Below are 15,525 nucleotides of genomic sequence, written 5' to 3' on the forward strand. Positions count from 1 at the left end.
ACCCCGATTTGCAACCAGCCGTAACCACGCGCACGAACGCGCGAGGATACGAATTGCTTTCATCTGAATGACAGACGGATTCGTCCCCGTGGAGCCCGCCATCGCAGCAGCATCTGCGGCCCGCTCGATGAAAAAAGGGCGGCTCGTCGCCGCCCTTCGTTTCAGCGCCCCGCGCTCGCCAGCGGCGCGACGGATGCAACAGGCTCGAACAACGCATCGGCCTGCCTGACGCGCACGAACCGCGCCGCGTCTCCTCCATCCACCAGTGCCCGGAAATGCGCTTCGCCACACGCGAGCTTCGCGCGCTCGTGCTCGCTCGTCACGTCGCCGTCGGCATTCGGCGTATCGACGACGAAATACAGCCGCTCGCCGCCATCCTGCTCCGCGAGCACCGCCCAGTCGGGGTGATAGCTGCCGAGCGGCGTCGGCACGCGGAACCATGCAGGCAGCTTTGCGTACAGCTTCACGCCGTCGTGCGCTTCGAGCGCATCGGCGAACGCGCGCTCCGCGTCGGTCTCGCACACGACGGCCTCGTGGATCGACTTCCGCGCATCGGGCCGCAGGTTGCGCAGATAGCCGGTCAGCGCCTCGCTCTCGAACGACTCGAGCGCATGGACGTGGCGTTCGCCGAGTTTCCGGTACGCGATGCCCGCGACGAGCGCGAGCCGCTTGCAGCGGTTGATCGCATCGGCGGCCAGCGCGATGAACTGCTGCGGATTCACGCGGAAATCGTCGAGCCGGCCGCTGTCGGCCAGGATCGTCGCGAGCGAGCGGCGCGTGAGCTGCGTGCGGTCCTGCAGTTCGGTGAGCAGGTCGGGCAGCGGCAGCTCGCCTTCGTCGATCAGCACCGTGCCGGCGCCGCCGACCTCGATCGCCTCGATGCCGGCCTTGCCGATGTCGATCTCGGCCTTGCGCCACTGCAGCCGTGCGCGCGCGATGTCCGGCGCGTCGCGCAGCGCGGCCGTGCAGTCGCGCACGAGCTTCGCGTTGTCGAACTCGACGCTGTACACGGTGCGATGGCGGATACGGTCCCACAGCGCGCGGAAGTCGTCGCCGAACACGACGGCCTTGCCCGACGTGTCGCGCCGCAACGCGATCGCGCGGCGCTCATCCGCATTGCGCACCGCGAAGCGGCCCGACAGCTTGCGCAGCGTCGCGACGATCGGCGCGCGCAGCGATTCGAACGCCTCGGGCAGCACGAGCGCGCTCTGGCGCAGCGCATCCTTCAGCCGGTCGAGCACCTTGCCCTGCGCGTCGACGTAGCCCTGCTCGTGCAGGTGCGCCCACAGCACGCGCGACAGCTCGACGCCGAGCGCATGCGCGGGCCCGTCGCCTTCCTGCACGGGCAGCGCCGCGAACTGGTGTTCCTCGACGATCCCGAAACGGATGCCCGTATCGGCCTCGATTTCCTTCTGCAGGTTCTCCGCGAACGACTCGTAGCGCTCGGTCGCGATCACGGTGAGCGTGTTCACGCCCGCATCGCGCACGCGTTCGCCGTCCTGGTCGACCGCGAGACGCAGCCCGCGGCCGAGCGTCTGGCGGCGCTCGCGTTCGGTCTGGATGTCGCGCAGCGTGCAGATCTGGAACACGTTCGGGTTGTCCCAGCCTTCCTTCAGCGCCGAGTGCGAGAAGATGAACTTCAGCGGCGTGTCGAACGACAGCAGCGCTTCCTTCTCGCGCATGATGAGGCCGTACGCGCGCTCCGCGTTCTCGCGAGCCGCGGCGCTGCTCTCGCTCGTGTCGGTCCAGCCGCCCTTGCGGTCGATCGAGAAGTACCCGTTGTGCGCGCGCTCGACCTCGAGCGCGACGTCGACGCCGTCGAACAGCGCACGGTAGGCCGGCACGCGCGCCGCGCGCGCATATTCCTCTTCGAAGATCAGCGCGTAGTCGCCCTTCACGGGCATCCCGTTCTCGTCGTAGCGGCGATAGCGTTCGACCGAATCGACGAAGAACAGCGACAGCACCTTCACGCCGCGTTCGGCCAGGCGCAATTCCTTGTCGAGATGCTCGCGGATCGTGCGGCGGATCATCTCGCGCTGCACGGCGAGCGTGTCGATGTCGCCGAACGCCTCGCCGAGCGACAGGAACGCCTCGCCTTCCGGATGGCGAAGCTCGACGTACTCGGCGCCCTTCACCGCATGCACTTCGCCGATCCGCAGGCCCGCGTACAGCGCGCGCTTCGTCAGGCGCTCGAGATCATCACCGTCGGTCGCGGACACGATCTGGCGCTTCACGCCGGCCGCGGTCGCGGCGTCGAGCTCGATGCGCGCACTGATCGCGCCGCGCCGGTTCGACACGCCGACGAGCCGCACGTACGGCTTGTTGTGCGCATCCTCGACGATCGCCGACGCGATCTCGATCTGCTTGACGAGCTTGCGCTCGTACGCGTCGACCGCATCGAGCCGGTACACCATGTGGTGGCGATCGACGTGCGTCGCCGAATAGCGCAGCGTGCAGAGCGGCGCCATCGCGGCGAGCGCCTCGCGCCCGCGCCCCTCGAGCCCGCCGTCGACGCTTTGCGGCTCGTCGACGATCACGATCGGCCGCGTCGCGCGGATCAGGTCGATCGGCTTCTCGCCGCCGGTCTTCTCGCTGTCCTTGTAGAGGTTGTTGATCTCTTTCTTGTTGATCGCGGCAACCGTCATCACCATGATCTGGATCGCGGCGCTCGCCGCGAAGTGGCGCACCTGGCCGAGCTTCGCGGAGTCGTACAGGAAGTAGTCGTACGGCACGCCCGCGTACAGCGCGCGGAAATGGTCCTCGGTGATCGACAGCGTCTTGTGCACGCCTTCCTTGATCGCGATCGACGGCACGACGATCACGAACTTCGTGAAACCGTAGCGGCGGTTCAGCTCGAAGATCGTGCGCAGGTACACGTAGGTCTTGCCGGTGCCGGTCTCCATCTCGACGGTGAAGTCGCGCGAGCCGGGCAGGCCGGACGGCGGCAGCCCGCCGCGCAACTGCACGTCGGCGAGATTGCGCGCGAGCGCGTCGTCGGTCAGCGACAGCCGGTTGCCGACGCCTTGCTCCGACACGGCGAAGCCGAGCGAGCCTTGCGCGGCGGCCGTGGTGCCGGGCGCGGCGTTCGCGAGCACGCTGAAGTCGCCGCGATACGATTCCTGGCCGCGAAACAGGTCGCAGACGGCGTCGATCGCCTCGCGCTGGTAGTCGAGATCCGCTTCGAAATGCAGCCGCATCACAGGCTCCGCACGCGCTTCACGCCGTGCTGTTCGAGCAGCGCGGCGAGATTGAGCTTCGCGACGTCGTCGACGAAGCCGCTGTCGCGGAACAGGCACGTGACGTCGCGCGTCGCGCCGGTCGCGTCGAGCAGTTCGACGATGCCGTCGGCGAGCGGGCCCGCGTCGTCGCGCGAGATGCGCGCATCGAAGCACGCGACGATCGAGCGGCCGATCAGGTGCACGGTCTTGCCGGCGACCGGGTGATGCTCGACCGGCGTGCACAGATCGAGGCCGAGCTTCAGCGTCAGCTCGGCGAGCAGGTCGTCCTCGCTGCGGCCGGTCTTCACGTGCTCGACGGACGCGAACAGCGCATGGTCGAAGTCGTCGCGGCGCGGGTCCCATTCGATCACGTTGGTCGTGTCGAGGCGGTACACGCGGAAACCGAGGTCGCCATAGCTTTCCGGATAGTCGCGCGCGACCTGCTGCGCGGTGCGGCGCAGGCGTTCCTTCGTCACTTCCGCGAGCGTCAGCGGCTTCTTCAGCTTCGCGCAGAAGTCGGCGGCCGCCAGCTGCGTCTTGTCGCGGCGGTCGAGTGCCTCGGGCAGTTGCACGAGGATGTAGCGGCGCGCGCCGCCGTCGGTCGCGTTCACCTGCATCACCGCGTGGCCGGTCGAACCGGAGCCGGCGAAGCAGTCGAGCACGATGTCGTCGCCGCGCGTGCACCAGCCGATCACGGCCGCCGTGAAATCGACCGGCTTCGGCTGGTCGAACGGGATGCCGAGCGTCTTCAGCAACGCGTCGTCGGAGCCGGCGAACGGCAGCACCGACGGCACGTTCTCATACATGTTCTCGTCGAGGTAGTAGATTCGCTGCGGCTGCGTGGTTTCATCCGGGCCGAACTCGATCTGGCCGCGCTCGATCAGCGCCTGCATGGTCGCGGGCGGATTGCGCCAGCCGCGCGCCGGCATCGCGCACGGCTTGCCGGTGACCGGGTGGATCAGCGGCGTGAAATACTCTTCCGGCGCCTTCTTCTTGTTCGGCCACGCCATCGACACGAGGCGGTACACGCGCCCGTCGGCCGACAGCCGGTCGTACATCACTTCGCCGCCGGACAGGTTGGTCTGCGCCTTCATCCACGCGCGGTAGGCCTTCTGCGCATCCTTCGCGTTGCCGCTGCGGTACACCGCGTCGTGCGCGGCATCGAGCATGCGCTGCGCGTTGCGCTTGGGGCGCTTCAGCGGCGCCTGCTCGAGCAGCGTCTCGGCGTTGCGCGCGAACAGCACCAGCGATTCGTGCTGGTACGCGACGCCGCGCGCATCGCCCTTCGGATTGCGCTTGTCCCACACGGCGACGCCGAGTTCGTTCTCCTCGCCGAAGATCTCGCGCAGCATCAGCACGAGCGCATGCACCTCGTGCTCGTCGATGTGCACGGCGATCAGCCCTTCGTCGGACAGCAGCGCGTGCGCAAGCTTCAGGCGCGGATACATCATGTTCAGCCAGTCCGTGTGGAACCGGCCGTTTGCCTCGGTGTTGGTGCTGCGCTTCACGCCGCCGTCGGTCTGGCCCGTCATCGCCAGGTAGTGGCGGATGCTGTCGCTGAAGTCGTCCGGATAGACGAAATCGCTGCCGGTGTTGTACGGCGGGTCGATGTAGACGAGCTTCACCTTGCCCGCGTAGCTCTTGTGCAGCAGCTTCATCACGTCGAGGTTGTCGCCCTCGATCACGAGATGGCGCGTGTCGTCCCATGCGACGCTGTCGCCGGGGCACGGACGCAGCGTGCCCGTCGACGGCGTGAGCGCGGCCTGGCGCGCGCTGCGCTTGCCGTGCCAGTGGAAGCCGTAGCGCTCGTCGGCGTCGCCGACGGTGCGCTCGCCGATCAGCGCCTTCAGCACGTCGACGTCGACCGACGCGCCGTGCGGGCCTTCGGTCACGAGTTCGGGGAACAGCGCCTTCAGGCGCGCGACGTTGTCGGCGGTGAAATCCGTCGACATCGCCTGCGGGCTCGCCGCATCGAGTTTCTGCATCGTTTTTTCCATCGGAGCCCGGCCGCGTGCGCCAGGACGTCGGGCGCACTCACGGCACCGGCGGCAATGGCCACCCGGGCAAACCCGAAACGCTAGCGAGTCGGTCGGCGCAGGTCAAGCACCGATGTGAGGCGATCGTGCGCGCATCGGCCGCGATCGCCCGCCCGACGGGCCGCAAGCGACTTCGGGCCGGTTGTCGCAGCGCCGGCCAGCGGGCGCTTTCCGGGGACGTCGCGCGGGCCGAAAACGATGAAAAAAAGGGCACGGTCGGCGCAATGCGCCGGCGTGCCCGCATGGAGAAATCCCGAACGGAGGGTAGGGCGGGGCCCGACGGGCCCCGCTTCGGGTCAGAAGCGCGTGCGGATGCCCGACGTCAGTTCGAGCTGGTTCTTCGCACCGAACGTCGACGACACCTTGTAGCCGCCATGCAGCTTCATGTAGTCGCCGGCCAGGTACAGCTCGGTGCGCTTGCTCAGGTGGTAGAACACCGACCCGTAGATCGTCTCCTTGAAGCCGTTGCCGACGCCGTTGGTCAGGCTGAACGCGCCGAGGTTCGCGTTCGGCGTGAAGCCGTCAGCGTTGTACGCGGCGTTCTTGATGCGCATCTGCTGATAACCGAGCTCGTAGTCGAGCGCGCCCTTCGGCGCGATCTTCATCGACACGGTCCACGAATCGTCGTGGCGCTGGCCGAGCGGCCCCTGGTCGCCGTTGTAGCGGAAGTAGCCGGCATTCAGGCGCACGATGCTGAACGCGTAGTTGCCGCCGACCGAGAACGTCTGGTTCCGGAAGCCGTTGTGGTTCACGTGGTTGTAGAAGCCCGACACGGTGAACGGCCCGCCGTTGTAGCCGAGCGCGGCCTGATACGCGGAGCCGGTCGCGAACGAGGTCGAGTTGCTGAACTGGTAGCCGGCGCTCGCGAAGATGCCGTTGCTGAACAGCTTCTTCCACGCGACGCCGTTGTTGTAGCGCGTGCCGGTCGGGCCGGCCGCGTAGAAGATCATCTGCTTGAAGTTGTTCGAGTTGGTCCAGCCGCCTTCCTCGGTCGTGAGCTTCGCGGAGCCGTACGCATCGCCGTAGATCGCCGATGCATCGCGCGCGATCGTGTTCTGGAAGCCGGCCGTCAGCTTGCCGAAGCGCTCGTCCTCGACGCCGACCCATGCGTCACGGTCGAAGATCTGGCCTTCGTCTTCCATCTGGCCGTTCGCGACCACGAATTCGCTTTCGAGGCGGAAGATGATCTTCGTGCCGCCGCCGATGTCTTCAGCGCCTTTCAGGCCCCAGCGGCTGCCGCTGAACCACGGCTCGCCTTCGTTGCCCATGCCGATCACATGGTTGCCGTTCGCGTCGGCGTGGGTCCGGTAGGTCGGAAAGCTCAGGTCCATCAGGCCGTAGAGCTGCACGCTCGACTGCGCATGCGCCTGGGTGCCGGCGCACAGGCCTGCCGCCGCGATGGAAAGGGCAAGGGTTTTTCGTTTCAAGATCGTCTCCTCCGAGCTGCCGCATTGAAATCTGTTTGTTGGCAGTACGTTATGTATGCCGGATATTGCCGACCACAGCGAGAGGGCCGACGCATAGCATCGTAGAGCGTGAAATCCTTCACGCCGCTTTCCCGGAGGAAAGAATCGGATCGGTGAAAACACCGAACGCGCAATAATCGCGGAGCAGGCAGGCCGCCGGAACGCCGCCCGGCGGGCTTCCGGCAGATTTGAACGACGTTTCGCGCTACGAATCGATGTTGGATGGGCGCAACAACACCCGCTAGTCCTGCGCGCTCTTTGCGCGCAGGATGTAGCCGAGCCCGCGCAGCGTGATGATCTCGGCCGTGCTGCCCGCGAGATGCTTGCGCAGCCTGTGGATGTAGATGTCGATCGCATCCGCGCTCGGCTCGTCGTCGAGCGCGAACACGCTGTCCATCAGCCGCGCCTTCGATACCGTCTTGTTCTGCTGCAGGATCAGCGTTTCGAGAATCGCATGCTCGCGGCGGCGCAGCGCGAGCACCGTGTCGCCGCAACGGAATTCGCGCGTGCCGAACGCATAGACGAGATCGCCGCACACGAGTTGGGTCGTGCCGACACCGGCCTGGCGGCGGATCAGCGCGCGGATCCGCGCGACCAGTTCGCGCGATTCGAACGGCTTGACCACGTAGTCGTCGGCGCCCGCGCCGAAGCAGTCGACCTTGTCGTCGACCGAACCGTGCGCGGTCAGCATCAGCACCGGCACGTTGTCGTTGCGGCGCCGCAATCGCGCGAGCACTTCCTTGCCGCTGATGCCCGGCAGCCGCATGTCGAGCAGCACCGCGTCGTAGCGCTCGGTCTTCAGCACCGTGTCGGCGCGTTCGCCGTCGCCGACGCAGTCGACCGCGAAATCCTCGCCGCGCAGCAGGTTCACGATCCAGTGCGCGAGTTCGGCGTTGTCTTCGACCAGCAGGAGTTTCATGACGACTTCTCTTCAATCGTACGCGGGCAGCCGCACAGTCACGACGATACCGCGATTGCCGGGGCCCGGTGCAAGCGTCGCGCTGCCGCCGTGCGCCTGCGCGATCTCGCGGACGATCGCGAGGCCCAGGCCCGAGCCTTCGGTGTCGGCCGACACGCGGTAGAACCGCTTGAACACGTGCGGCCGCGCTTCGGCCGGAATGCCGGGGCCGTTGTCGACCACGTCGAGCACGACCGCGTCGCCGTCGCGCCGCGCGGCGACCGTCACGCAGCCGCCCGGCTGCGTATAGCGCACCGCGTTGTCGACGAGGTTCATCACCAGCGCGGTCAGCAGGCTGTCGCTGCCCGCGACGTCGAGCCGTTCGCCGAGATCGGCGCCGAGGTCGATGTCGCGCTGCTGCGCGAGCACGATCGTTTCCTCGAGCACGCTCGATACGACGGCGGCGAGATCGACACGATGCGTGAGCAGCGTCGACGGCGTCGCTTCCGCGTGCGCGAGCAGCAGCAGCTTGTCGGTCACGTCGGCCATCTTGCGGCTGCTGCGCTGCATGCTGTCGAGCACCGACGCCAGCTCGCGATCGTCATGGTCGCGCTGCTGCGCGTACTGGATCTGCGTGTCGAGCACCGCGATCGGCGTGCGCAGCTGGTGCGCGGCGTCGGCGATGAAGCGGCGCTGCGTGGCCGTGTGTGTGTTCAGCCGCGCGATGCACTGGTTGATCGCGTCGACGATCGGCCGCAGCTCGTGCTGCAGCCGCTCCGGGCGGATCGGCTCCAGTTCCATCGGCCCGCGGTCGGCGACGTCGTCCTTCAGCTTCATCAGCGGGCGCAGCTCGAGCGTGAGGCCGAGATAGACCAGCACGATCGCGAGCACCAGCATCAGCGACAGGCGCATCAGCTGCGGCCGCCAGATCGTCGCGACCATCGCGTCGTACGAGCGCGTCGTCTTCGCGACGACGACCGTGACCGTCTCGATCTGCCCCTCGTCGTACAGCTGCCGATCGTAGGCGGTCGCGCGCAGCCGCACGCCGTCGAGCGAGGTGTCGTACAGCGTCGGCTCGACGCCATGCCGCGCCGGGACCGCGAGCGTGGGATTGCCCGCGAGCAGCCGGTCGTGGCCGTCGATCACCTTGTAGAACACCGAATCGCCCGACGGCGACTCGAAGATTTCCAGCGCGGCCGGCGGCACGTCGGCCGCCGGCCGCCCGTTGCGCCATTCGACGTCCTCGCCGATGGTGCGCGCGGATGCGACGAGCGCGCTGTCCTGCACGAGCCCGGCCGTGCGCCGCGCGGTGTCGTACGACATCGCGCCCGCGATCAGCACGAAAGCCGCGAGCGGCAGCAGCAGCCACCACAAGAGCCGCCCGCGCAGGCTGTGCGCCATTCCGTCTCCTCAATGCCGAACCGCGCCGGGGGCAACCGGCGCGGTTCGGGTGTGTCATCCGATGATGCGTGCGCTGCTCAGAACGCGGCGGGGCGCCACTTGAGCAAGCGCTTCTCGAGCCAGGTCAGCAGATAGTCGGCGGCCAGCGCGACCACGGCCAGCACGATCATCGCCGCGAACACGCCGCTCGCGTTGAACGCGCCCTGGGCGGTGGAGATTAGCAGGCCGATGCCCTGCTTGGAACCCAGGAATTCGCCGACGACCGCACCGACCAGCGCGAAGCCGAAGCTTACGTGCAGGCTCGCGAGAATCCAGCTCAGTGCGGACGGGATCACGACGGACGTGGTGATCTGCCGGCGCGACGCGCCGAGGATCTGCGCGTTCGCGATCAGGTAGCGGTCGGCTTCGCGCACACCCTGGAACGCGTTGCCGAACACGACGAAGAACACCATCACGACGGCCAGCGCGATCTTCGACGCCATCCCGAGGCCGAGCGCGATCACGAAGATCGAGCCGAGCACGACGCGCGGGATCGAGTTCGCTATCTGGATGTACAGGCCGAACACGTCGGCCATCAGCTTGTTGCGGCCGAGCACGATCCCGCAGATCACGCCGGCGACCGAGCCGATCAGGAAGCCGATGCCGGTTTCCTCGAGCGTGACCCACACCTGCGTGAGCAGCGGGCCCTGCGACGTGCCGTTCACGAACCAGTCCTGGATCTGCGCAAAGATCAGCGACGGCATCGAGAAGAAGAACGGATCGATCCACTTGAGTCGTGCGGCGAGTTCCCACCCGCCCAGCACGATGACAAGCACGGCGATCCGCAGCGTGACGATCAGGTTGCGCCGGCGGCGCAGCCGGCGTTGCGCGGCGCGCTCGTCGTCCTCGAGCGTCGGCGCCGGAAGGGCGGTAGTGGGAAGCGTCATGTCGGTCATGCTCCTGTCCTTGCAGTTTCTTGCCATTGCTTGCCGTGCGGCGTATGCGTCAGCCGATCTGCACTTCTTCGCGCAGGTCGTGCCAGATGTCCTTGGAAATTTCGATGAAGCGTGTGTCGTAGCGGATCTCGGACGTGACGCGCGGGCGCGGCAGGTCGATCTCGTACACGCGCTTGAGCGTCGCGGGGCGCGCGGTCAGCACGAACACGCGGTCGGCGAGCGCGATCGCTTCCTCGAGATCGTGCGTGACGAACACGACCGAGCCCTTGTTCGCGGACCAGAGCTGCAGCAGCTCGTCCTGCATCAGCGTGCGCGTCTGCATGTCGAGCGCGGAGAACGGCTCGTCCATCAGCAGGATTTCCGGCTGGTTGATGAAGGTCTGCGCGAGCGCGACGCGCTTGCGCATGCCGCCGGAGAGCTGGTGCGGGTAGTGCTTCGTGAACTTGTCGAGGCCGACCTTGCGGATCCATTCCTCGGCCTGCGTGTACGCGACGTCCTTCGAGCGGCCGCGAAACAGCGGGCCGGCCGCGACGTTGTCGATCACGTTGCGCCACGGGAACACGGCGTCGGCCTGGAACACGAAACCGATGCGCGGGTCGATCCCGTCGACCGGGCGGCCCATCACGCGCACCTCGCCCGACACAGGCTTGAGCAGCCCGGTGATCATGTTCAGCGTGGTCGACTTGCCGCAGCCGGTCGGCCCGACGATCGCGATGAACTCGCCACGCGCGACGCTCATGCTGAAGTCGCGCAGTGCGACGGTAGCCTTGCCTTCCGGCGAAATGAAGCGGCACGACACGTTGCGAAACTCGATCGCCGGTGTGCTAGGGGAAACTGCCTGGGTCATCGCATTCGTCCTGCGGGTGAGGAGGGCGCCGCATCGTGGCGACGCCGGGCCGGTCAGCCGGGCCGGAACGGGGAACGCGCGGCGGCGGGATCGCCGCCGCCGGCGCCTGTACCGATATCGATTACTTCGCGTTCACAAAATCGTTCGTATAGGTGCGCGCCAGGTCGATGTGCTTGCCCTTCACCGACGGATTGAACGCCGACAGCACCTTCAGCACGGTCGCCGGGCCGTCGGCCGGCATCTTCGCGTCAGCCGTGTACATCGGCAGCGATGCCTTCAGCGCGGCCACGTACAGGCCCTTGTCCTTCTGGTAGTCGGCCGGCATCTTCGCGGCGATTTCGTCGGCGCTGTGCGTGTGGATGAACTGCATCGTCTTCGCGAACGCGTGCGCGAGCTTGGTGGCTTCGGCCTTGTGCGAATCGGCCCACGCCGACTGCACGTACAGGCTCGCGGCCGGGTAGGTGCCGCCGAGCGCGGCGCGCGTGCCTTCCAGCGTGCGCAGGTCGACCAGCACCTTCGCGTCGCCCATCTTCTCGAGCGCGGATACCGTCGGCTCGGTCGTCATGCCGGCGTCGATACGGCCCTGCTTGATCGCGGCGATGAAGCTCGCGTCGGCGCCGACCGGCAGCATCGTGTACTGCGTCGACTGCACGCCGTGCTGCAGTGCGAGGTATTGCGTGAGGAAGCTCGTCGACGAGCCGAGGCCCGTCACGCCGAGCGTCTTGCCCTTCGCGTCGGCCATCGACTTGAACGTCGGCGCCGCCTTGGTCGACACCATCTCGACCTCGCCCGGCACCTGGCACAACACGGCGATCGCCTTCACGTCCTTGCCCTTGCTCTGCAGGTCGACCGTATGGTCGTAGAAGCCGACGACGCCCTGCACGGCGCCCGCCAGCAGCTCGTTCTCGGCGTCGACGCCGGCCGGCTGCGACAGCAGCTCGACGTCGAGCCCTTCGGCCTTGAAGTAGCCGAGCTCTTGCGTGAGCCGCGCGGGCAGGTAGATCAGCTTCGCGATCCCGCCGACCATGATCGTGATCTTGCCGCCGTCGTCGGCGAAAGCGGGGTGAGCGGCGAGCGCGCAGCTCAGGGTGGCTGCAACGGCGAGGGTGCGCAGGATGGGTCGCATCGGGGTCGTCTCCTTCGTTGTATTCGTATGGCGCGATGCTTGCTGCATCGTCTTAACGAGTATAGGGAGGTGAAACCTTCTGCAACCTTTCGCGGGGAGGCGGATCCGTTAGGGGTTTTCCACGAATCCGACGCGAATGCTCGGAGAGCGCCCCCCAGCCGGATTGCGCCGCAGGTTGGAATGGCAACAGGCCTATCTATGCTGATTTCTCAGCATTACGCTTTGGCAAGCACGAAAAGAATCATTCATTGAGCCCGGACCGACTACGGAAGTATGGCTCCACGGCAAAAGCCTTGGCCGACGAGGACTCATCGCGTTGCGCAACTTGCCGCCTTTGGTTCCTCGTAATCTGTTCGGTTCGCCTTCTGACTTGATATTTCATTTCGACGATCCAATGAGTCTAACCACCATCGCCATTGCCGACGACCATCCGATCGTAATCGAAATGCTGAAGCGCCTGCCACAATGGGAACCGGATTTCCTCATCTCGCATTGCTGCAATAGCGGGGAGGAGCTGTTCGACGCATTGAGGCGCTCCGCGGTCGATCTCATCGTCGTCGACTATTCGATGAGTCGGGGCGACAAACCGATCGACGGCCTGAGGTTGCTGCGCAAGCTATGCGATGTCGCACCGAGTACGCAATGCGTGATGCTGACCGCGCAAAAAAATCCGAGCATCTTCGCGGCTGCGCTGCGACTGTGTGTGAAAGCCATCGTCAGCAAGGAAGATGGGATCGACGAGATCGTGCGTGCGTGCCGACACGTGCGCGCGGGGCAAACGCGGTATTTTTCGCCGACGGTCCGCGTGATCGTCGAGCAATCCGGTGCGAGCGGCGGCGATACACTCCCCAGGCTGACACGGAAGGAGCTTGATGTCGTGCGCCTGTTCGCATTAGGTCATTCGCTCGCGAGCATTGCGGAGAGGCTAGGCCGCTCCGTCAGCACCGTGTCGACGCAGAAATACACGGCGATGAAAAAGCTACGGGCCGATACGAACACCGACCTGATCCGCTATGCGTACGAAAGCGGGCTGATTTGACGAGACTCACTGCCGGCAGGTGACCGTGAACGTCGGCGTGCCTTCGGCGTGGCGTGTCTCAATCGTCGAGGCGGTTGAAGGGAACGCTCCAATGATTCGATGCCACCCGATTCGCCGATTTCTCACGGTATACCAAGCAGTGCCGGCTAGCCTTCGCGGTTGCGCAGTTGAATGGCGGAAGTGCGGATTTCGATGGCATACCGTGCGCCTATTCGGTTCTGTCCGGTCTCGGTGCTCGCCGTCATGCCAGCGAGAATTCTGCCGTATCCGTCGGGCACGTCGGCGCCCCTTCAGCGACGTTGCCGCCCGGCTACGGAAGCCAGTCGATGACTGGAAGATCGGCATCACCCATCTCTCGGCGCCGCGCGTAGCAAGCATTCGCGTAGCGATGCTATGCAGGCTGTGTCTGGAACAAGGCGTTAATATCCAGTTCGCGTGTGCAGCCATATGCAATTTCGATCGCGCGATCTGCACTCCGGATCGTCTCTGGCCGGTGCGCGACGATGATTCGCGTGACGTTCATGCCACGCACCGCGTCGTTGATCAGGGATTCGCTGTCTGTGTCGAGATGACTCGTCGCTTCGTCGAGTACGAGGATCGCGGGCCGACGGTAGAAGGCGCGGGCGAGGAGCACGCGCTGGCGCTGCCCACCCGACAGCGACGATCCCATGTCGCCAACTAGGCTCCGGTAGCCCATCGGCATCGCGACGATGTCGTCGTGAATCTGCGCGTGCCGCGCGGCTTCCTCGATTCGCGTGTCGTCGGGCTGCAGATCAAAGAAGCAGATGTTGTCGGCAATCGAGCCGGCGAACAGAATGTCGTCCTGCATCACGCAGCCAATCCGGTCGCGATATGGATACAGGCCGAATTTACGGATGTCGATACCATCGATGTGCACACTGCCGTGCTCGGGCGTCAGCAGGCCGAGCAGCAGCTTCGCCATCGTCGTCTTGCCCTGGCCCGATGGCCCGATGAGTGCAACCGACTCGCCGGCGGCGATCGAAAACGAGCAGCCGTCGAGTACCCACGGGTCCGTTTCCGCATAACGGAAACGCACGTCGCGTACATCGATCGCGGGAGGTACCACTCGGCTCACATCCGGCGATCGGCCGGTTTTTGCATCCATGTCGTCCTCGACGTCGGTCAGCACGATGTCGGCGAGACGTTCTCCGTGCAGGCGCAGCATTCTGAAGTTGATAAGCGTTCCGATCAGACCGGCGCCGCGCGCCATGAACTGGTCTGCAAAACTAATGAATGCGACCAGCATCCCGGCCGATAACTGACCGTCGAGCACCTGCTTCGCCGTGAGCCAGACGAGCACCACGCGGCCCGCACCGGAAATCACGCCATGCAGCGTCGAGAAGCCGATCGACAGCCGCTCGATTGCGACGTGTTTGTTGGTGGCGTTGACCACCGCGTTCGCATAGGCGGCGACGCGTGCTTCCTGCTTGTTTGCGAGCTTGATCGCCTGCACGCCGCGGATCGATTCGAGCAGGTTAGTCTGGGCGCGCGCCGCATACACGATCTGTTCCTCGTTAGCCTGCCGGAACGGCCGATACGCGATCCATCGGATCGCGCCATACACGGCAAACAGGCCTAGCACGAGCCATGTGAGTGCCGGGCTGTAGACGAACAGCATCGCAAGCGTTGCGATCGCCATCGCGCCGTCGAGCAGCGCGCCGATGAACTGCGTGGTCAGCGTCGCCTGGATCGTATTGATCGCGCTAAATCGCGACACGACGTCGCCGATGTGGCGCTGCTCGAAATACGCCATCGGCAGCCTGAGCAGGTGCGCACAGACGTTGGGGGGCCACTGCACGCAGAGCAGGCTCGAGAACCACGTCACCACCCATGAGCGCAACGCCGACACCGCGTTTTGAAACAGTACGACGAGCAGGAAGCCGATGCCGAGCAGCGTCAGCAGGTCCGCGTCGGCCGATACCAGTACTTGGTCCATCACCCACTGCATGTAGAACGGCGTGACGATGCCGAACACTTCCAGCGCCGCGGAAAGCAGCAGCACCTGAGCGAACGCCTCGCGGATGCCCGTGACGTTGCCGATGAGCTTCACCATCGAGATCGTTTCGCGCGCCTCGGTGCGCTCGAACGTCGGCGATGGCGTCAGCTCTAGCGCCACGCCGGTGAAGTGGTCGGACACTTCGGAAAGCGGCAAGTCGCGACGCCCGCGTGCCGGATCATGGATCGTGATCCGGCCCCGCGACATCGACTTCAGCACGACGAAATGATTCATGTTCCAGTGCAGAATGCACGGGCGCTGCAGCTTGCTCAGTTCGCCAAGTTCGAGCCGCAACGCGCGCGAAGCGAGGCCGAGCCGGTATGCGATCAGCATCACATCGTTGAGGGTCGCCCCCTTCAGCGACGGGCTGAAGCGCCGACGCAGGCTGATGAGGTCGAGGTCGTGGCCAAAATGGCTCGCGACCATCCCGACGCACGCGAGCCCGCACTCGGCCGCCTGCGTCTGCAGGATCACTGGCAGGCGGCGGCGCCAGCCGAATTGAAGCGCATCGATCCATTTCATGATTGAGGGGCTCCGTAACG

Annotated in this window: 10 protein-coding genes; 1 reads left to right on the plus strand and 9 read right to left on the minus strand. The window is 65.9% G+C overall.

Annotation, left to right across the window (positions count from 1 at the left end):
* Window positions 1–161: 161 nt before the first annotated feature.
* The 8 genes from DIE06_RS26325 to DIE06_RS26360 form a co-directional block, all read right to left on the minus strand.
* Window positions 162–3,197 (minus strand): type III restriction-modification system endonuclease, encoded by a 3,036-nt coding sequence (locus tag DIE06_RS26325; RefSeq protein WP_124663884.1) that lies wholly within the window; start codon window positions 3,195–3,197, stop codon window positions 162–164.
* Window positions 3,197–5,215: a site-specific DNA-methyltransferase gene (locus tag DIE06_RS26330; protein WP_124663885.1), complete on the minus strand. Its 2,019-nt coding sequence runs from the start codon at window positions 5,213–5,215 to the stop codon at window positions 3,197–3,199. Before DIE06_RS26330 ends, DIE06_RS26325 begins: the two co-directional genes overlap by 1 nt.
* Window positions 5,216–5,550: 335 nt before the next feature.
* A complete protein-coding gene (locus tag DIE06_RS26335) occupies window positions 5,551–6,681 on the minus strand; it encodes a porin (protein ID WP_124663886.1) in 1,131 nt (376 codons plus the stop codon).
* A gap of 280 nt (window positions 6,682–6,961) precedes the next feature.
* Window positions 6,962–7,639, minus strand: a complete 678-nt coding sequence (locus DIE06_RS26340; protein WP_124663887.1) for a response regulator — start codon at window positions 7,637–7,639, stop codon at window positions 6,962–6,964.
* 12 nt (window positions 7,640–7,651) lie between these two features.
* Window positions 7,652–9,019 (minus strand): sensor histidine kinase, encoded by a 1,368-nt coding sequence (locus tag DIE06_RS26345; RefSeq protein WP_124663888.1) that lies wholly within the window; start codon window positions 9,017–9,019, stop codon window positions 7,652–7,654.
* 77 nt (window positions 9,020–9,096) lie between these two features.
* A complete protein-coding gene (locus tag DIE06_RS26350) occupies window positions 9,097–9,945 on the minus strand; it encodes an ABC transporter permease (protein WP_409364515.1) in 849 nt (282 codons plus the stop codon).
* A 58-nt stretch (window positions 9,946–10,003) separates the two neighbouring features.
* Complete coding sequence (locus DIE06_RS26355) at window positions 10,004–10,801, minus strand: ABC transporter ATP-binding protein (RefSeq protein ID WP_124663890.1); 798 nt, start codon at window positions 10,799–10,801, stop codon at window positions 10,004–10,006.
* Between the two features lie 121 nt (window positions 10,802–10,922).
* Window positions 10,923–11,927, minus strand: coding sequence for an ABC transporter substrate-binding protein (locus DIE06_RS26360; protein ID WP_124663891.1), 1,005 nt, complete (start codon window positions 11,925–11,927; stop codon window positions 10,923–10,925).
* A gap of 316 nt (window positions 11,928–12,243) precedes the next feature.
* Here DIE06_RS26360 and DIE06_RS26365 point away from each other — a divergent pair, with 316 nt between their 5' ends.
* Window positions 12,244–12,966 carry a response regulator transcription factor gene (locus DIE06_RS26365; RefSeq protein WP_124663892.1) on the plus strand — a complete coding sequence of 241 codons (723 nt, stop codon included), beginning with the start codon at window positions 12,244–12,246 and terminating at the stop codon, window positions 12,964–12,966.
* Between the two features lie 391 nt (window positions 12,967–13,357).
* Here DIE06_RS26365 and DIE06_RS26370 read toward each other — a convergent pair whose 3' ends face one another.
* Window positions 13,358–15,505, minus strand: coding sequence for a peptidase domain-containing ABC transporter (locus tag DIE06_RS26370; RefSeq protein ID WP_124663893.1), 2,148 nt, complete (start codon window positions 15,503–15,505; stop codon window positions 13,358–13,360).
* Window positions 15,506–15,525 lie beyond the last annotated feature (20 nt).

It is taken from the genome of Burkholderia sp. Bp8998, assembly GCF_003854235.1.
In the GTDB taxonomy this organism is placed as follows: Bacteria; Pseudomonadota; Gammaproteobacteria; order Burkholderiales; family Burkholderiaceae; genus Burkholderia.